The organism is Terrimonas ferruginea DSM 30193, from assembly GCF_000425585.1.
Lineage (GTDB): Bacteria > Bacteroidota > Bacteroidia > Chitinophagales > Chitinophagaceae > Terrimonas > Terrimonas ferruginea.
Window position 1 is genome coordinate 57,562 of sequence record NZ_AUDS01000009.1, and the last position, 18,376, is coordinate 75,937.

Below are 18,376 nucleotides of genomic sequence, written 5' to 3' on the forward strand. Positions count from 1 at the left end.
TTTTCAAATTATCAAATCATCAAATTAATCAACGTTCCCCGGAATCCGTTCATTCGGATTCTTGTCGCCGTCGATGTCGATCATGAGGGTGAGCTGGAAGAAATGTTTGCCGGCACCGACTTCATTGCGATAGTCGTATTGATACACATAACCGGGCTGTACACTGAAGTAGGAGGAAATTTGGTAACCGATCCCCGCAAAGAAACGGTTGCGTTCAAAATAAGGCGCTTTGTTGGTCAGAAAGACTTCGTTGAATGCGCCGAGGTAAAATGTTTTAGGCTCTATTTTCTTTTTGGCAATCGGCATGGCCGCATTCAGCCTGTAACGGAAGCGGTTGCGGTAGCCGGTTTTGAACCAGCGTTGTTCCACGCGGTAACGATGTTCAAATTTGAGTAAATCGAGATAGTTGTTCATCGTCAGCTGCTGCCAGAAACGTGTTTCGTTGGCGGTAACAGGTTTGGTGAAGTTGCCCGGATCAGAGTAGGTGGTGTATTTGCCTACGCCCATCAGCAGTGAGAAGTTTTTATTGAGGAAATACGACACGCCGCCTTTTACCTCATGATAAAAATGGTCATTGTAAAATGACTGCGAACGGAGTTGCAGCTCATTGAAAGCTTCCCACTTCGGAGCGAGTGTTATACGTGTATTGATCACGTTCCAGGAACCGAAATTCTTCTTCTGGCCGTGCGACAAGACAGCGACAGACAGCAAGAGCAGCAAAAAGCCTGTTCTCATTTTGAGTGTTTAATTGATCATCCGGGATCAGATCTCGCGATCGGGGCTGAAGTTCTCCAGCTCTTTTGCTACGGCTGTGAGGAAGGTAGCGCCGAGGCTTCCATCCACAATGCGGTGGTCATAGCTCATGCTGAGATACATCATGTGACGTATGGCAATGCTATCGCCCATGGGTGTTTCCACTACCACAGGTCTTTTCTTGATGGCACCAACTGCCAGTATGGCCACCTGCGGCTGGTTGATAATGGGCGTGCCCATCAGGCTGCCGAATGTGCCTACGTTGGTGAGGGTAAAAGTGCCGCCCTGAGTATCGTCAGCTTTCAGTTTGCCATTGCGGGCACTGTCGGCCAGGCCGTTTACTTGTTTGGCAAGACCTACCAGGTTGAGCTGGTCGGCATTTTTGATCACCGGCACGATCAGGTTGCCGCTGGGAAGCGCCGTTGCCATGCCGATATTGATATCTTTTTTAATAATGATCTTGTCACCGTCGAGTGAACAGTTGATCAGGGGGAATTTTTTGATGCATTTTACAATCGCTTCTACAAACAGCGGCGTGAAAGTGATCTTGGTTCCCTCGCGGCGTTCGAATTCTTTTTTCGCTTTGTCGCGCCACATTACCAGGTTGGTAACGTCGGCTTCGGTGAAGCTGGTTACGTGCGGGCTGGTATGTTTGCTGCGTACCATGTGATCGGCTATCAGTTTCCGCATGCGGTCCATTTCGATGATCTCCACGTTACCGGAGTAAGTGGTCATCGCCCGGGTTTCGCGGGGAGCGATGGTCGCCGGGGCAGACTGCTGCTGTGGCTGTGCCTGTACTGCAGGTTGCTGCGCCGCCGGAACCTGTCCGGATTTGCGCTGGCTGAGGTATTGCAGGATATCTTTTTTGGTCACGCGGCCTTCGTTGCCGGTGCCGGGAATTTGTTCCAGTTCGCTCATGCTGATGCCTTCGCTGGCGGCGATGTTCAGCACCAAAGGAGAGTAGAAACGTGCGCCACCGGCAGATGCCGCTGGTGCAGCCGCCTGCGTCGATACAACAGCGGCCTGTATGGCAGGAGCAGCGGGTTGTTCGGGCGCGGATACTGTTTGCGCCGGCGCGGAGGCAGTCGCTTCGCCACCCTGGCGGATGCGGGCGATGACCGTACCGATAGGTACTACATCGTTGACCTTGAAGAGAATTTCTTCGATGACGCCTTCTGCTGTGCTGGGCACTTCGCTGTCCACTTTATCGGTTGCGATTTCGAGTACAGTTTCGTCCATTTTTACGGAATCACCCGGTTGCTTGAACCATTTCAGGATGGTGGCTTCCATAATACTTTCTCCGAGCTTAGGCATTATCAGGTCTACTGTCGCCATATTATTGATTGAGCGGTTAATATTTAAAAATTCCGGCAACGGGATTACTACCTGGCGGTTAACAGGGCAATGAATACCAGGTTGTACTCACTGGCAACAGGCAAGCAATTCCATCGTCGCCGCAAAAATAACGATTTGGAAGTAAACACGATTATTCGTGAGCAAGAATGAATTTTCGTAAAAAGTTGAGCGCCTGCGCCGCCGTTTGGGCAATATTTCGCATACGATCAAACCGCAGGTTGAGCAGGAGTGTGGCCGTATGTTCTGCACCAGCTACGGCAATCCACACGGTTCCCACCGGTTTTTCTTCACTGCCGCCGTCCGGACCCATAATACCGGAAGTGGCCAGCGCGTAGTCGGTTCCCAGCAATTTACGGGCATTCTGCGCCATGGCGATCACGGTTTCTTCGCTCACGGCTCCGTGTGCCAGCAACGTTTCGTGCGGCACATCCAGTACTTTTTCCTTTATCTGGTTGGCATAGCTGATTACACTGCCCTGGTAATAAGCCGAAGAGCCCGGAATGCTCGTGATCAGGTGGGCGATATAACCGCCGGTGCAGCTTTCGGCGGTGGCCACCGTTTTTCCTTTTCCTTTCAGTATGCTGCCGACGACAATTTCCAATCCTTCATCGGTATCGGTAACCAGCACATCCTGGATGAATGTCTTGAGCTGATCAAAGAAGGGCAGGAGCTCGTTTTCCACGGTTTCGCGGTCCGGCCCCTGCGAGGTCAGCCGCAGCCGCACCATGCCGTAACTTGGCAGGTAAGCGAGTTTAATATGAGGAGGCAACGAAGCTTCAAAGTCTACCAACCGCTCGGCAATCATCGATTCTCCCATACCGGCCGTAAAAGCCGTGCGGTGAACGATGGCCGGCAGCGGAAACCTGGTCAGCAGCCGGGGAATCACCTGGTCTTGTATCAGCCCTTTCATTTCATGCGGCACGCCGGGCAGGGAAATAAAAACGCGGTTATCTTCTGCCTCAAACCACATGCCTGGTGCGGAGCCTCTGGCATTGTGCAATACCGTACATACGTCCGGCACATCGGCCTGACGGAGATTGCGCTCGAGTATGGGGCCGGGACGGCGATAGATTTTTTCAAACAAATATTTTACATGTTCCAATACACCGGGATCGGTCACCATTTTTCCACCAAAATAGTTACACAGCAGCGGCTTGGTGATATCGTCGGCAGTAGGGCCGAGGCCACCGGTGATAATGATCAGTGAAGATTGTTTGCGCTCTTCGTCGAGTGCTTCCCAGATGTCTTTGTATACATCACCGACAGCCACACGGCGGCGTACCCAGATGCCGATGCGGTTCAACTCCTGCGCAATGAAAGCGCTGTTGGTGTCGATGGTCTGGCCGATCAGCAGTTCGTCGCCGATGGTAATGATGGAAGCGTTGAGCATGTGTGCGTATTTATCTGCAAATATCCGTAACACGCACGTGCCAAATAAGTTTGGCTGCGTAAAAACTTTTGCAGCGCCTGGCGTATCTTTCCCGTCCTGTTTTTTATAAATAACATTTCATGAAACGAATCGCCGGATTTATAACTCTTTTGTTGCTGTCGGGACTACTGCATGCGCAGGACATTTCGAAAAAACTCAGTGAGGCTTTTGCCGTTTTTGAGGCGGATAGCCAGTTGAAACATGCCATCAGTTCGTTGTATGTAACCGATGCGGCATCCGGCAAAGTAATATTTGCAAAAAATGAAGAAACAGGATTGGCGCCGGCTTCCACGCAAAAGATCATCACGAGTGTGACAGCCTTTGAAGTGCTGGGAGCAGATTACCGGTTTACCACGACAGTTCGTGTGGTCAACAACGAATTGGTAATTACTGCCAGCGGTGATCCGGCTTTAGGCAGTTGGAGATGGACATCGACAAAACCGGACGAATTCATCAATAGCATCGTGACATCCCTGAAGACAAATAAAATAACATCAGTAGCAAGTATCCGTATCGAAGCACCTGGTTTCACGCGCTCCGCCATTCCGGGCGGATGGATATGGCAGGACATTGGCAATTATTACGGAGCCGGCGCACACGCCCTAAACTGGAAAGAAAACCAATTTGATCTTCTCTTAAAATCGGGTGATAAGATTGGAGATAAAGTAGACATACTGGATGAAGGATATGCCGCGCTTTATAACAACGATTTGAAAACAGCCGCACGCGGTACAGGCGATAATGCTTACATCTATTATGATAACCTGGTCGACGGCACCATTCCTGCCGGAGAAAAGTCATTTCGTATTTCCGGTGCGGAAAAAGATCCGGGCGGACAGTTTATTGCCGAATTGACCAGCGCGCTTCGCAAAGCAGGTATTTCCATAGCCGGCAAATCCGGCAATGGCGACGCTGTTGCGTTGGTAGACTATACCTCCCCATCGCTGGACTCGCTGGTCTACTGGTTCAATAAAAAAAGTATCAACCTTTATGGCGAAGCGTTAATAAAGGCCATGGGTAAGGAAAAAGGAAAAGAAGCCGGTACCGATGCAGGCATCGATGTTCTCAAGGATTTCTGGAAAGAGAAAGGCCTGGACGTAACGGCGCTGAACATGAGTGATGGTTCAGGATTATCGCCGCAAAACCGGGTGACCACTCATGCGCAGGCAGATATACTGCGTTATGCACGCCAGCGTCCGTGGTTCGCGAAATTCTATGATGCCCTGCCCGATTATAACAATATGCGGATGAAAAGCGGCACCATCAACCGTGTAAAAGGTTTCTGCGGCTACCACACATCCGGCGGCAGGACCTATGTATTTTCTTTTTTGGTAAATAACTATAGTGGTGCAGCTTCTTCGCTGGTGCAGAAAATGTATAAAGTGCTTGATGTATTGAAATAAGATCAGCGGAAACGTTCGAAGAAGCGAAGGTCCAGTTCAAGCAGCCACGGTGCGGCGAAAGCGCCGATCCAGATCAGGAGCAATAGTATTTTTCCGGGAAGAGAAACATCCTGTATCAGGTTGCGTTGCAGGGAGCCTTGTACCTGCAACATCATTTTGTCTTCGCGGTCGCTGTAGGAATAGGGAGGTCCCGGTTGCAGATCGCGGAAGGCAGGTTGTGTTTCGATGAGTACGTCGCGTATTTTCCAATAATCCTCATCCGGCATCTCCTCGTAGGAGGTATCGAGGTTGATGCCCGCTGCTTCCAGCTTTTTTTCGACTGCCGTGTACCGCGCATCGGTGCGTAAACGCAGCAGCAGCATTACGGGGAAAGCAATCAATGCGAGGTAAAAAGCATTCCCGGAGCGGCTGTACATATGCCAGGCAAACCACGCCATTGCCGCCACAGAAACGAAAATAAAAATGCGGCTCACCAGGCTTTCTTCGTCTAAAAAAACACGGTTCAGCAATTGTCCACCATCGAGGGGATAGATCGGCAGCAGGTTGAGGAGGTTCAGTAATATCAGCAACAGGCTGGTCGTGTACAGGGATATATCGCCCCAATATATGCCACCGAGGTGCCGGTCGAGGAAATACAAGCCGATGCCGAGGAATACGCCAGGCAAGGGACCCGCCAATAGAATAATAGCTGATTGCCGTTGCGATACTTCGCGTTTGGTCCCCGACACATAAGCCCCCAATAAGGGAATGAAAAAAATGCCGAGATCATTGTACCGGAAATATTTCATGGCCAGAAAATGTCCCAGTTCATGAAACATCACGATACCCGTGATCAGCAGCAGCATTTCATAACTCGGAAAAATATAATAACCCAGCAGGAGATAGAGGGCAAGACTCGTGAGAGAGCGGAGCCATACGTTGTCAGAAGCCGGCGCAGTCTGGTATTTCGGTGGATAGTCAATGGTTTGAGCACCGGATTCTTCTGGCCGCTCATCCGGTACCTGGATATCTTGCATGCGTCTAAGTTACGTTGTAAGTGTTAAGTTTTAAGTATTAAGTAATAAGTATTGAGATCTTTGAGCAAATTCAATCATTCACGATTGACGATTCACGATTGACGATTCACGATTGACGATTCACGATTGACGATTCACCATTCACCATTCACCACTCACGAAAAATGCGGTTCCAGTTTCGCGTGAAGCTCCGGCGGCATCACCGTTCTGCGCATCGTACTTTTTTCCATAAAATACAACGTTACCATACCGGTTGCCAGCAGCTCGCCTTGTTCATTGGCAATTTCCTGTTCAAACACGATGCGGTGCCCGGCAGGTAATTCGCGGAGGATCACTCTTACCGTCAGCAGATCATCATACAAGGCCGGGCGCAGATAACGGCACTGCACTTCTATCACGGGCATGATCACGCCTATTTTTTCCATATCGGCATACGTAAAACCGAGATGACGGATGGATTCGGCGCGTGCAACTTCGAAATATTGAAAGTAATGCCCATGATAAACGACACCCATCTGGTCTGTTTCTGCATAGCGTACGCGAAGGGTAGTTTCTGTGATATACATAATTGAACGGCTAAAAAAAAGCTGCAGCCCGCAAGCTGCAGCTTCCTGTTTGATAAAACAATTTCCTTATTTGCCGAGCAGACGGTCGACACTGATTTTGCCGGGGCCCACAAACAACAACACGACAAAGATCGTCAGGTAAAGGCCTGCCAGTTCGCCTTCACCGATGCGGGCGTGGTGCATCATGAAAAAGGCTACAGACATGGCAATGATCAGCGGAATGGTAGCCAGTCGCGTCAATAATCCGACCGCAATAAAGATGGCGCAGAAAAATTCCGCAAAGATGGTCAGTGAAAGCGACATGGATTGACCTATTCCGAATGGATCGGCAAAACCCTTGGCGAGGATTTGCTTGAATCCGGTAAGCTTGCCATATCCGTGGTTAACTGCCATCGAAATACCGGCAAATAAACGAAGCAGGAGGATGGCAAAATTGAATGCATTATCCGAATAACGGGTGCTGAACAGTTTCTTCATTGGTCTTGATTTTGTATGCAATATTAATAAATATCGTTTTCTGTAACACCTGCGGACGCAAAATGTTAAACAATCCATATATCTGGACTTATCCACACCTGTTTGGAACGTTCTTTGGTCATGGCTGAAATAATTTGAATATTCGCGACGTTATCCTACACGGTTTAAACGGACACTCCGCATGAAGCAACAACTTTTATTGGTACTCGCCACTGGTGGCAGTATCGCTGGAATGGCGCAACAAACGCGCTATTATAATGACCCGCAGGAAAAATTCAAAGAAGCGAAGGAGTATTTTCAGAAAGAACAATACAGTCTGGCTTATCCGCTGCTGAAGGAACTGCACGCCGGTTCACGGGAAACCGACCGCGTTAATTATCCCGTAACAACCCAGGAACTCAATTATTACACCATCGTGTGTGGGCTCAAACAGAACGAAGAGGTGGCCGAAACCAAGGCCATCGACTACATCGATCTGGAGCGCAATAACGCACGGGTGCAGATGATGAGCTATCATCTCGGAGAATACTATTTCCGGGTTCGCAAATACCCTGAATCCGTCCGCTACTACGAACAGGCCAATATTGCCAACCTCAGCAATGCCGAAATAGCCCGGATGAAATTCAACCAGGGTTACGCTTATTTCACCCTTCAGCAATTTGCCAAGGCCAAGCCGCTCTTCAATACTGTGCGCAGTATGAAGGATAATGAGCATTACCTTGATGCCAATTACTATTACGGCGTGCTCGCCTTCCGCGACGCACAATACGAAGAAGCGCTCGGCAGCTTCCGTATCGTGGAAAATGAAAAAGAATATGCGACCGTAGTGCCTTATTACATCGCACAGATCTATTATATCCAGGGAAAAAAGGACGAAGCCCTCGCATACGCCGAAAACAAACTCAAAACAGGTTCTTCCCAGTATTATGACCTGGAGTTGAAACAAATGATCGGCCATGCCTACTTCGAGCGGAAAGAATACGCCAAAGCGCTTCCCTTCCTCGAAGATTATGTGGCCCGCTCCGAGAAAGTAAAACGCGAAGACCTGTATGAGTTGTCGTATTGCTATTACCAGACCGGCAACCTCAACAAGGCAATCGAAGGCTTCAAACAACTCAGCGGCAAAGAAGATGCCCTCAGCCAGCACGCCATGTACCTCCTCGGCGATGCCTACCTCAAAACCGGACAAAAGACCAATGCGCGTAACGCCTTTCTTTTTTGCGCCTCCAACAGCAGCAATGCCGAGCAGAAAGAAATTTCCCGTTACCAGTATGCCAAGCTTTCTTATGAGCTCGGCTACCAGGACGAAGCACTGAACGGCCTCCGTTCCTTCCTCACCGACTATCCCAATTCAACTTATACCGCCGAAGCACGCGAACTGCTGGTAGCCGTTTTGGCCAATACCAACAACTACCGTGACGCACTTACTTTACTCGAAGGTGTAAAAAATCCTTCGGAAAATGCCAAACGTCTTTATCCGCGCATTCTTTACGGGCGTTCGACAGAACTGATCAACGACGGCCGCCTGGCAGAAGCAAACACGTTGCTGGATCGGGCTTTGAAAGATCCGAATGCAGGCGGTGTATTGCCGCTCGTGAATTTCTGGAAAGGCGAACTGGCTTATCGTACCAACAAAGTGGATGATGCCATTAAGTTTTACCACGCCTACCTCGATGGCGGCGCTCCTGCAAGCGGAGAAGCCAGCGCGGTCAATGCGCGTTATAACCTTGGTTACTGTTATCTCCGCAAAGAGAACTATCCCGTAGCGCTTACGTTTTTTGAACCTATCGGTAAAAATGCTTCGCTGAAATCAGACGAACTCACGCAGGACGCGTATCTCCGCACCGCAGACTGTTATTTCATGGAAAAAAATTATGCACGCGCCAAAAGCATGTATGATAATGTAGTGAAATACTCCTGGCCGTCGGAAGATTATGCCACTTTCCAGAACGCGATGATTGCGGGTATCAAGAGTCCGAAAGATAAGATCTCGCTGATGTCGACCATGACGCGTAAATTCCCGCAGTCTTCACTGGTGACAGATGCCAATATGGAGATCGCCAATTCTTATATCAGTGATGAACGTTTCAACGAAGCGATCCCTTTCCTGAAAAATGTGATCGGCGGTTCGGGCAATGCGAGCCTGAAACCGCAGGCCTACCTGAAACTCGGTCTGGCTTATTATAATATGAATAATAACACGGAGGCGTTGAAGCAATACCAGACGCTGGTGTCGCAATATCCCAATTCTCCGGAAGCAGAAGATGCGCTGAATAATATCCGCACTGTTTATCTCGACGATAACAAAACCGATGAATACGCCGCCTACATGCGTCAGGCGGGCAAACCCCTTAGCGTAAGCGCGGAAGATTCATTGAGCTATTCCGTTGCGGAAAGCCATTACCAGGCTAACAATATCAACGCTGCGCTAACAGCTTATAACAATTACCTGCAGAAATTCCCTACCGGTGTGTATGCCGTCGACGCGCAATTCAATCGTGCAGAGATCTACAACGACAAAAAGGATTGGAACAATGCGCTGAAAAGTTATGAGTTTGTGGCAGGCAAAGCACCCAACGTATATGCCGAGCGCGCTATACTGGAAGCGGCGCGTATCAATTTCTTTGAGAAAAAAGATTATGCAAAAGCAGAACTGTATTATGGTCAGCTGAACCAGGAAGCCTCCAGCCAGGAAAATAAACTGGAAGCCATGCGCGGTTTGCTGAGAAGCCAGTACCAACAGGAGAAATGGACTGAAGCTGTCGGGAATGCAAAAGAACTGGCGATTGCGAAAGGCAGCAGCTCAGATGACAAGGCACTTGCCAACATGGCCATTGCCAAATCTTACGAAGTAGAGCGCAAATATGACCTGGCTATTGGTACTTTCCGCACCGTGGTGAGCCAGAACAAAGCGGCCCTCGCAGCGGAAGCACGTTATGAAATAGCAAACTGTCTGCTGGCACAGGGCAAACTGGCCGAAGCAGAGAAAGCTGCTTTCGAAACCGTCAATAAATCCGGTTCTTACGATTTCTGGGTTGTGAAATCCTACATCCTGCTTGGTGATATTTATTTCCGTCAGAAAGATTATTTCAATGCCAAGGCCACTTTCCAGAGCATCGTAGACAATGCCGCCAATCCTGATCTGAAGAGCGAAGCGCAAGCCAAACTCGACCTGGTAACCGAGGAGGAAAAAAAGGATAGCAAAATCGGTAAATAATAATTTCCTCTTCGCCTAATAATAAACTCGAAAGATGAAAAGAATAGTTTGTCTCGTGGTAATCGGCACGCTGCTCGCCTTCACCGCCTCTGCGCAGGATACCACCCGCAAAAGATCTGTTGATATTACGTCTTCCTTTAAACCGATCTTACGCGATGCGGCCAAGATCAATTTCAATGCAAGTCCGCCCGCCGCTGATACCAGCAAGCCACGGCTGCAATACAGCGTGCCCAATCAACACCTGTTATTTCCCTATCAACCCGGATCATTAAAGCCGCTGGCTTTGCAAACGGATACCGTAGGTAAATGGGACAACAGCAACTATGTGAAAGCCGGTTTCGGTAGCCTGAAAACGCCGTTTGTGCAGGCTGGTTTTTCGTTTGGTGACGGACAGACCGCGGGTGTTGATATCTATGCCAAACACGTATCCTCACAAGGCAAACGCGAGTACCAGGATTTTTCCAACACACAAGCCAGCATCAAAGGTTTTTATAAAACGGCAGGGGGACTGGAATGGAATGCAGGTCTTGGTATGAAAGCGGAACGTACTTACAAATACGGTTACGAACCCGAAACATTATCATTCGACAAAGATTCGATCCGTCAGCGCTTTCAGACCATATCCGGACGTTTTGCCATGCGCAACATCCGCAAAACCGAATACGAATTGAGTTATGCTCCGGAGTTGCGGATCGATGTGTTTGGCGATCACCTGAAAAACAACGAGAGCAATACTGTATTGACATTGCCGTTGGAAAAAGCTATTGGCAAAGATTTTACTGCCGGTATTAAAGTGGGATTTGATCTGACACGACTTTCTCCCGATGAAAAAAATGCGGTCAACAACACCGTATGGTATGTAGCACCGGGTGTGCAATACAAAAGTGCGCAATTCAATATCCAGGCGGGCATTCGTCCGAGCTGGGACAACGGCGAGTTCAAAATGTTTCCGAATGTGCTGGCCGAAGCCGGTACACGCGATCAGCGTCTCGTAGTGCAGGCCGGCTGGACGGGTTATGTGCGCAAAACCACCTATCAATACCTTGCTTCGCAAAATCCCTGGCTGTGGGCGCCTGAACGTTTGAACAACACCTGGGTACAGGAAATCTATGGTGGTATTAAAGGGGCGCTCGGCGATCACTTCACCTACAATGCACGATTTGGTGTAACGGCACTCAACAACCAGCCATTGTTCATCAATGACACCAGCGCTGCGGGCGATGGCAAATCGTTTGCCGTGGTATATGAAGATAAAATGAGCATCATCACCATGGGTGGTGAAGTTGGCTACAATGTGCAGGAAAAATTCTCCGTAACAGCGGGTATCAAACTGAATCAATTCAGCGGCCTGCGCGAATCAAATGCGAAGGCATGGGGTCTGCTGCCGATGGAATTCAATGCGGCCCTGCGATTGCTGATCATGAAAGACCTCTGGTTCAAAACGGATATTTTTGCCTGGGATGGTCCGCATTACTTGAAGAAGGATGCAACGGTAGGCAAGCTTAGCGGCGCATTCGACCTCAATGCAGGACTTGAATTCAAGATCACGCGTAATCTTAATCTGTGGGCACAATTCAATAATATCACCAACAAAGAATACCAGCGCTGGAACCAGTATCCGGTATATGGCTTCAACTTTGTGGGCGGTATCGTATATTCGTTCGCACAAAAGAACTGATATGTACAAGGCATTGTATGCGTATCTCGTCCGTTATGGACGCCTGACGATTCCGGGAGTAGGGATATTAGTGGTAGAGCGGCAGGCTGCTGTCATGGACTTTACGACGCGTACAGCCGAACCGGCGTCTTACCGTATTGCTTTGCAGCATAGCGGTGAAACCGGCTCCGAAACCGCCAGCCATCGCTTATTCGGCTGGTTGGCCGGCGCGCTGAATATTCACCAGCGCGAAGCGGTTATCCGTTTCAACGATTTTGTATTTGACCTGAAAAAGAAACTGCGCGACGGCGCGAAAATCCGCTGGGCCGACGTGGGCACTTTGAGCACGGGACTGGCCGGCGAAATACGTTTTGAATCTGCGGTGCGCGCATTCCAACCTGAAACGGCCGTACCGGCCGAACGCATCATCCGCGAACAATCCGAACATACCGTGCGCGTGGGAGAGGAGGAGAAAACTTCCACCGAAATGAAGGAGCTGCTGGCGCCCGCGATCGTACAACGCAGTCCCTGGCTGCTGATCGCAGGTATTCTGCTGCTGCTTACCTTATTGTTTACCGGCTGGCATTTGTCGCAACACGGACTAACCCCCTCTGCGGTGGGAGACCAATCTGCGGCGCCATTAAAAATAACTCCCGTTACTTACGAGGCAATTCCTGCTCGGTAATAGCCACGATCAGTTTTTTCTCACCCACGATCCATACCACATCACCTTCTTCGAAGATGGTCGTGGATTCGGGATTGAGGATACGTTTGCCATTGCGTTCGATACCTACTACCAGGCCGTTGGCTGTACCGCGGATACCCGAATCGCGGACAGACAGGTTAAGGAAAGGTGAGTCGTGTTCGATGGTGAATTTATCCAGTTCCACTTCGGTATCTTTCTGGCTTTCCATCAGTTTTTTATCAGGGCGGAGAATGGCATTCATTTTCTTCTCCTGCGCATCGGTACAGATGATGTACAGTTTATCGCAGGGAAAAATGCGGTCATGCTTTTGAGGTGTGGCGATTGTAATCTGTCCGCGCCGTATCATGGCAATGTTCACACCGATGTATTCGCGCCATTGCAATTCTTCCAGCGTTTTACCGATGATCGACGGACTTACTTCGGGTTCCACGTCGAAGGTGGTCATGTGTGCGTCCCAGGGCGCGAGATCTACATTGCGGCGGCTGGCCTGTTGTTCTACCAGCCGTATTTCCTCCTGCAGATCGCGGTCGTTGAGGTTGCGGATAAAGCGGTTTTCGATGCGGTCATACAGCGCCTGTATCTTTTTGCGGAACACCACAAAGAAGATGATCATGATTACCGCACTGTACAAGGCAATATTGATCGAGAAGAAACGGTTCAGCAGGAAAATGATGGAGAACAAGGCCAGCACCAGCTTGATGGCGCGCATCAGCAGGATAGGACCTCTATAGCGTTGTTGCGCGTAAATGATCACGAAGGATTCATTCCGTTCATTTCTTACCACCAATGCCCAGATAAACGGAGCCATGATGGCCAGTGTAATCACTGCGGCGGTTATGCCACCGAATGCATAATCGGTATGGGTGGCTACCCACGGCAATACATACGTAGATGACAGGTACACAATGGCACCAATGATCACCGAAAAGATGATCACGTTCATCATGAATGATTTTAATACCTGCTGGAAATCGCTGGCAGCCGTGATGGTGGTAGCTTCCGAACTATAACGGTTAAGGGATTTGCGCCATTTCTCGGGGAGACGTTTGTCTATCCATTCGTAAAAAGGTGTGCTGGCGCGGATCAGGTAAGGCGTGGTGAAGGTGGTAACGCCCGATACCGCAACAATAATAGGGTACAGCGAATCGCTGGTGGCTTTGAGGCTGGTGCCCAACGCGGCGATGATGAAAGAAAATTCACCTATCTGCGCAAGGCTCATACCTGTCTGCATCGATACTTTCAGTGAGTTGCCGGACAAATAAGCTCCCAAACCGGTGGTGATCACTTTACCAACAATACAGGCAATGGTAATGACAATGATCGGTATGGCAAATTCCCCCATCATTTTCAAATCGATGAGCATACCGACGGATACAAAGAAGATGGCGCCAAACAAGTCTTTTACCGGTTTCACCAGATGTTCGATACGTTCGGCCTTGGTCGTTTCGGCGAGCAGAGAACCCATGATGAAGGCGCCCAATGCATAGGAGAATCCTGCCTGTGCTGCGAGGAATACCATCATCAGACACATGGCAATGGATACTACCAGCAGTGTCTCGTCGTTCATCAGGTGCTTTGCCTTCTTCAAAATGGAAGGGATGAAGAAGATGCCGGTGATAAACCAGAGTATCAGGAAGAAGATCAATTTAAGAATAGAGAGCACCATTTCGGTACCCATGAACTGCTGGCTGACCGAGATGGTGGTAAGCAATACGAGGATGGCGATGGTGATCAGGTCTTCTACGATGAGAATGCCGAATACCAGGGTAGCGAATTTCTTTTTCTTTAATCCGAGTTCTTCCACCGCTTTGATGATGATGGTGGTGGAAGAAACAGCGAGCGCTGCGCCCAGGTAAATGCTGTCCATCGTGGACCAGCCTAATAGTTTGCCAATGCCGTATCCGAGGGCGGACATACCCGCAGCTTCCACAAAAGCGGAAACGGAGGCCGAGCCGCCGACGGTTGCCAGTTTGCGGAAGCTGAATTCGAGACCAAGGCTAAAGAGAAGAAAAACAATACCGATTTCGGCCCATACTTCCACGTTCTCTTTTTCCTGGATGTTAGGAAACCAGGAAAAGTGGGAGCTGATAAGGATGCCGGCAATGATATAACCCAATACAAGTGGCTGTTTCAGCCATTTAAATAGAAGGGTCATCAGCGCGGCGGCGCCAAGTATCAATGCCAAATCGGTGATCAAATGTGGTAGATGATGCATGCAAGCGGCGTTTCAAGCTAATAATTCTGTTCCAGTCTGTGTTTTGCGTAAAATCGCCGGTCCGCCGTAGACAGACCGGATAAAGAGTATGACCAGGCAGGGCGTGCCCTGCAAAAGATACCGGTCGGCACATCACCAACACCGAAGGAGCTGGTTTGTTCAAATATAACGGATTTAGGGCAAAAAGAGCGCCGTCGGCGCAATGTGCACAAAGGCGTAAGGTATAAGGTGTGAGGTGTAGGGGGAGTTTTTAAATTATTGGTAACAGCGGTTTTCACAAAAGCGAACAGGGTCCCAACAATTCGTTTCATTTCCACATCCCCGGGGGGCGAAGCCCGGACACATTTTCACATTAAAAAAGCCCCGCGCTGGCGGGGCTTTTTATTATATCAGGCTTTTTTAAACCGTTTTGTTTTTCTCAGCGGCTTCTTTCTTCTTCCGTTTGCCGGCACCCAGGTCCACCAGGATCGGAGCGGCTACAAAGATAGAAGAGTAGATACCGGTTATTACACCGATCAGCATCGCGAAAGCGAAACCTTTGGTTACCTCACCACCAAACAGGAACAAGATGAGGATGGTCAGGAACACCGTGAGTGATGTCATGATCGTACGGCTCAGCGTTTCGTTGATCGCTGTATTGATCACCTGCTTCAGCTCCATGTTCGGATACTTCTTCCGGTCTTCACGGATGCGGTCGAATACGATTACCGTATCGTTCATCGAGAAGCCGATCACCGTCAGAATCGCTGCAATGAAGTGCTGGTCGATCTCCAGCGGGAAGGGTACGATCTCACGGGCAAACGAGAACACGATCAGCGTTACGAGTACGTCGTGAAGGAGAGAGACAATCGTACCGAGTGAGAATCTCCAGTCGCGGAAACGGATGAAGATGTACAGGAAGATCACGAAGATCGCGAAGAGGGTTGCTTTTACAGCGCCTCTCTTCAGGTCGTCGGAGATCGTCGGCAGTACTTTCTTAAAACCGAGTTTATAGCTGGCGTCGAATTGCTCGTATGTAGGCGTTTTGTCGTAATGCTTCTTCAGCCCTTCGTAGAGTTTGTGTTCTACCACTGAGTCGGCATAATCGGCACGTGGTTCTTTGATCAGGTAAGCCGTGGTGATGTCAAGCGTTTTTTCGTCACCTACGGTTTTGATCACCGGGTTGTCGCCTTCAAAAACAGCTTTCAACTCATCACGTACCTGTTCAACATTTACTTTTTTATCGAATCCGATTTTGTAGCTACGGCCACCATCGAACTCCACACCGTAATCGAATCCGTTGAAGAACGAAGCGATACCCAGACCCAGCACCACGAAGGAGATAATATAGGCAGTCTTACGGAATTCAATGAATTTATAAGCGGCATGTTTGAAGATGCGGCGGCTTACACCGGTGAAATATTCGAGGTGTTTGTTGCGGTTGGTAAACCAGTCGGTCACCCAGCGGCTAACAAGAATACCGCAGAAGAGAGACAGCAACAGACCGAGGATCTGTGTGGTAGCGAAACCTTTTACCGGACCAAGCCCGAAGTAGAACAGGATCACCGCTGTGAGCAACGTGGTTACGTGCCCGTCGAGTACCGGCGGCAGCGAACGCTTATAACCTTCGTTGATTGCGGGGATATACCCTTTACCGCGGTTAAGTTCCTCCTTGATACGTTCGTAGATGATTACGTTCGTATCCACGGCCATACCGATGGTCAGTACCAGACCGGCAATACCGGGAGCGGTGAGTGTGGCACCCAGACCGGCCAGTACACCTACGGTGAACAGCAGGTTGAGAATAAGCGCGATGTTGGCTACCCAGCCTGCGGTGTTATAGTACACCAGCATGAGTACGAAGATCACGAGGAAGGAAATACCGAATGACATCAGACCGCCTCTCACGGCTTCTTCACCGAGGGTTGGGCCTACAGTTTGTTCCTGTACGATCTTGGCGGGAGCCACGAGTTTACCGGAACGCAGGATGTTGGCCAGGTCTTTTGCCTCCTGTACGGAGAAGTTACCTGTGATCTGTGAATTACCATATAATTCGCCGCTGGCGATGGGGGCAGAGTAAACGATGCCGTCCATTACGATAGCGATAGGAATTTGTCCTTTTGCACTTTCACCGGTCAGTACGCTCCACTTCTTGGCGCCTGCGTCATTCATTTCCATGGAAACGATAGGACGGCTGCCGCCTTGTTGTTCGAAGTCCTGCTTGGCGTCCTTGATCGCGTCACCTTCTACCGGCGCTTTTTCGCTGCCATAGGTTTTCAGGGCGTAGAGTGGGAATTTGCCTGCAAGAGGTCCGGCGTTTTTACCACTTTTGATTTCAGTACCGAAAGCAAATACGGCATCGCGGGGGAAATATCTGCGGAGAGCTTCAGAAGTCAGGTAGGAACGTACAGCTACGGTGTCGCTTACATAACCGAGAATACCACCGTCTTCCTGGTTGAACATGATGAACTCCTGCAGTGAGCGCTTGTTGTTTTCAGCGCCGGCAGTTTGTTGTTGACCTTTGCTGCCGGTATCATTACCGAGGTCAGCGAAAATATTGGTGTCTTTCTTGACAGCCGTGTCAGGTTTAACAGCCGCTTGTCCGGTGGTGTCCGGCGTAGCAGTTGTAACGGCCGTATCGGGAGCAGGAGCCTGACCTTTCATGAAAGCATCGAAAGCGGCATCTGCCTGCTGAATAGCGGGAGCCAGTTCGCTGAGTTTGTAGGTCTTCCAGAACTGCAGGTTGGCAGAAGCCTGGAGGAAACGGCGTACGCGCTCTTTATCTTTCACGCCCGGCAGTTCCACGGTGATAATACCTCTGGAAGGGTCGGGGCTGATATTCGGCTGCGCAACACCAAACTGGTCGATACGGTTGGTGAGCACCTTGAACGTGCTTTCGAATGCTTCTTTCGCCTGGCCTTCGAGGATGCTTACAACTTTGTCATCCGAGTCGTTAACCTGGATCAGTCCTTTGTTGGCAGAGGCAAAGATGGAAGCGAGACGACCACCGGGAACCAGTTTCTTGTATTCCTGCGCAAACAGACGTACGAAGTTGGCATCACTGTTGGCGCGGAGTTTATCTGCGTTTTCCAGTGCTTTCAGAAAGTTAGGATCGCGGGGATTGTTGGACAAACCTTTCAGCAGACCGTTCATTTCCACTTCCAGCGTAACGTTCATACCACCTTTCAGGTCGAGACCGAGACTCAGTTCCTGTTCTTTCGCCTTCTGGTAGCTGATAGCACCAGTGATACCGTAGGTAACGGTCACATTTTTGGTGCTGTCTTCCAGGCGGGTGATTCTGGCTTCAATGAGTTTGTCCAGTTGTTCCCGGTATACTACCTGGGAGTCGGTGTTATTGGGGAATTTTACTTCGGGTGCCGGATACTGTGCGCCAATTTCTCTCTTCGCCTGCGCTTCCAGTTTATCCTCATGATTACGCACTACCCAGGTAAAGGAAAGCTGGTAAAGCGAGTAAATAATAAGCAGGATCGTAAAAAATCGAACCAAACCTTTCAGTTGCATACGTTGTTACAGTTTACGTTTTAGTGGCCTTTCCTTTTTGCAGTCGCATCCGGGCAAGACTTGTCGGAATTTTTAAAGAG

12 protein-coding genes are annotated in these 18,376 nt (G+C 49.6%); 4 read left to right on the forward strand and 8 right to left on the reverse strand.

The window, feature by feature from the left end; translation table 11 throughout:
- Positions 1-24: 24 nt before the first annotated feature.
- The 3 genes from H608_RS20890 to H608_RS0101850 all read right to left on the reverse strand — a co-directional run bounded on the left by H608_RS20890 (position 25) and on the right by H608_RS0101850 (position 3,499).
- Positions 25-735, reverse strand: a complete 711-nt coding sequence (locus H608_RS20890) for a DUF2490 domain-containing protein (RefSeq protein ID WP_081658757.1) — start codon at positions 733-735, stop codon at positions 25-27.
- 27 nt (positions 736-762) lie between these two features.
- On the reverse strand, positions 763-2,088 hold the full coding sequence (locus H608_RS0101845; RefSeq protein ID WP_028786178.1) for a dihydrolipoamide acetyltransferase family protein: 1,326 nt from the start codon (positions 2,086-2,088) through the stop codon (positions 763-765).
- A 151-nt stretch (positions 2,089-2,239) separates the two neighbouring features.
- Positions 2,240-3,499, reverse strand: a complete 1,260-nt coding sequence (locus H608_RS0101850) for a CinA family nicotinamide mononucleotide deamidase-related protein (RefSeq protein ID WP_028786179.1) — start codon at positions 3,497-3,499, stop codon at positions 2,240-2,242.
- A 119-nt stretch (positions 3,500-3,618) separates the two neighbouring features.
- Between H608_RS0101850 and dacB the strand changes: the two genes are divergently transcribed.
- Positions 3,619-4,941 (forward strand): D-alanyl-D-alanine carboxypeptidase/D-alanyl-D-alanine endopeptidase, encoded by a 1,323-nt coding sequence (gene dacB / locus H608_RS0101855; RefSeq protein ID WP_028786180.1) that lies wholly within the window; start codon positions 3,619-3,621, stop codon positions 4,939-4,941.
- 2 nt (positions 4,942-4,943) lie between these two features.
- Here the strand turns inward: dacB and H608_RS0101860 are convergent, their stop codons facing one another.
- From H608_RS0101860 to H608_RS0101870, 3 genes are all read right to left on the reverse strand, one after another.
- Complete coding sequence (locus tag H608_RS0101860) at positions 4,944-5,957, reverse strand: site-2 protease family protein (RefSeq protein ID WP_028786181.1); 1,014 nt, start codon at positions 5,955-5,957, stop codon at positions 4,944-4,946.
- Between the two features lie 155 nt (positions 5,958-6,112).
- A complete protein-coding gene (locus H608_RS0101865; RefSeq protein ID WP_028786182.1) occupies positions 6,113-6,523 on the reverse strand; it encodes an acyl-CoA thioesterase in 411 nt (136 codons plus the stop codon).
- A 66-nt stretch (positions 6,524-6,589) separates the two neighbouring features.
- A complete protein-coding gene (locus H608_RS0101870; protein WP_028786183.1) occupies positions 6,590-7,000 on the reverse strand; it encodes a DoxX family protein in 411 nt (136 codons plus the stop codon).
- Positions 7,001-7,181: 181 nt separating this feature from the next.
- Between H608_RS0101870 and H608_RS0101875 the strand changes: the two genes are divergently transcribed.
- Genes H608_RS0101875 through H608_RS0101885 form a run of 3 tightly spaced genes read left to right on the forward strand, consistent with a single transcriptional unit; the run spans position 7,182 to position 12,559 of the window.
- Positions 7,182-10,217 (forward strand): tetratricopeptide repeat protein, encoded by a 3,036-nt coding sequence (locus H608_RS0101875; protein ID WP_028786184.1) that lies wholly within the window; start codon positions 7,182-7,184, stop codon positions 10,215-10,217.
- 34 nt (positions 10,218-10,251) lie between these two features.
- Positions 10,252-11,895, forward strand: coding sequence for a TonB-dependent receptor (locus H608_RS0101880; protein ID WP_155990013.1), 1,644 nt, complete (start codon positions 10,252-10,254; stop codon positions 11,893-11,895).
- Position 11,896: 1 nt separating this feature from the next.
- Entirely contained in the window at positions 11,897-12,559 is a 663-nt protein-coding gene (locus H608_RS0101885) for a hypothetical protein (protein WP_028786186.1), read from the forward strand.
- Here H608_RS0101885 and H608_RS0101890 read toward each other — a convergent pair.
- Together H608_RS0101890 and secDF are read right to left on the reverse strand one after the other, a co-directional pair.
- Entirely contained in the window at positions 12,531-14,795 is a 2,265-nt protein-coding gene (locus H608_RS0101890) for a monovalent cation:proton antiporter family protein (protein ID WP_028786187.1), read from the reverse strand. The two genes, H608_RS0101885 and H608_RS0101890, sit on opposite strands and share 29 nt — an antisense overlap.
- A gap of 399 nt (positions 14,796-15,194) precedes the next feature.
- Positions 15,195-18,296, reverse strand: a complete 3,102-nt coding sequence (gene secDF, locus H608_RS0101895; protein ID WP_028786188.1) for a protein translocase subunit SecDF — start codon at positions 18,294-18,296, stop codon at positions 15,195-15,197.
- Positions 18,297-18,376: the final 80 nt, after the last annotated feature.

What these genes read in the sequence shown, in the direction of transcription:
- H608_RS20890 (WP_081658757.1), bottom strand. Translation starts at nt 735, where the DNA reads ATGAGAACAGGCTTTTTGCTGCTCTTGCTGTCTGTCGCTGTCTTGTCG.
- H608_RS0101845 (WP_028786178.1), bottom strand. Translation starts at nt 2,088, where the DNA reads ATGGCGACAGTAGACCTGATAATGCCTAAGCTCGGAGAAAGTATTATG.
- H608_RS0101850 (WP_028786179.1), bottom strand. Translation starts at nt 3,499, where the DNA reads ATGCTCAACGCTTCCATCATTACCATCGGCGACGAACTGCTGATCGGC.
- dacB (WP_028786180.1), top strand. Translation starts at nt 3,619, where the DNA reads ATGAAACGAATCGCCGGATTTATAACTCTTTTGTTGCTGTCGGGACTA.
- H608_RS0101860 (WP_028786181.1), bottom strand. Translation starts at nt 5,957, where the DNA reads ATGCAAGATATCCAGGTACCGGATGAGCGGCCAGAAGAATCCGGTGCT.
- H608_RS0101865 (WP_028786182.1), bottom strand. Translation starts at nt 6,523, where the DNA reads ATGTATATCACAGAAACTACCCTTCGCGTACGCTATGCAGAAACAGAC.
- H608_RS0101870 (WP_028786183.1), bottom strand. Translation starts at nt 7,000, where the DNA reads ATGAAGAAACTGTTCAGCACCCGTTATTCGGATAATGCATTCAATTTT.
- H608_RS0101875 (WP_028786184.1), top strand. Translation starts at nt 7,182, where the DNA reads ATGAAGCAACAACTTTTATTGGTACTCGCCACTGGTGGCAGTATCGCT.
- H608_RS0101880 (WP_155990013.1), top strand. Translation starts at nt 10,252, where the DNA reads ATGAAAAGAATAGTTTGTCTCGTGGTAATCGGCACGCTGCTCGCCTTC.
- H608_RS0101885 (WP_028786186.1), top strand. Translation starts at nt 11,897, where the DNA reads ATGTACAAGGCATTGTATGCGTATCTCGTCCGTTATGGACGCCTGACG.
- H608_RS0101890 (WP_028786187.1), bottom strand. Translation starts at nt 14,795, where the DNA reads ATGCATCATCTACCACATTTGATCACCGATTTGGCATTGATACTTGGC.
- secDF (WP_028786188.1), bottom strand. Translation starts at nt 18,296, where the DNA reads ATGCAACTGAAAGGTTTGGTTCGATTTTTTACGATCCTGCTTATTATT.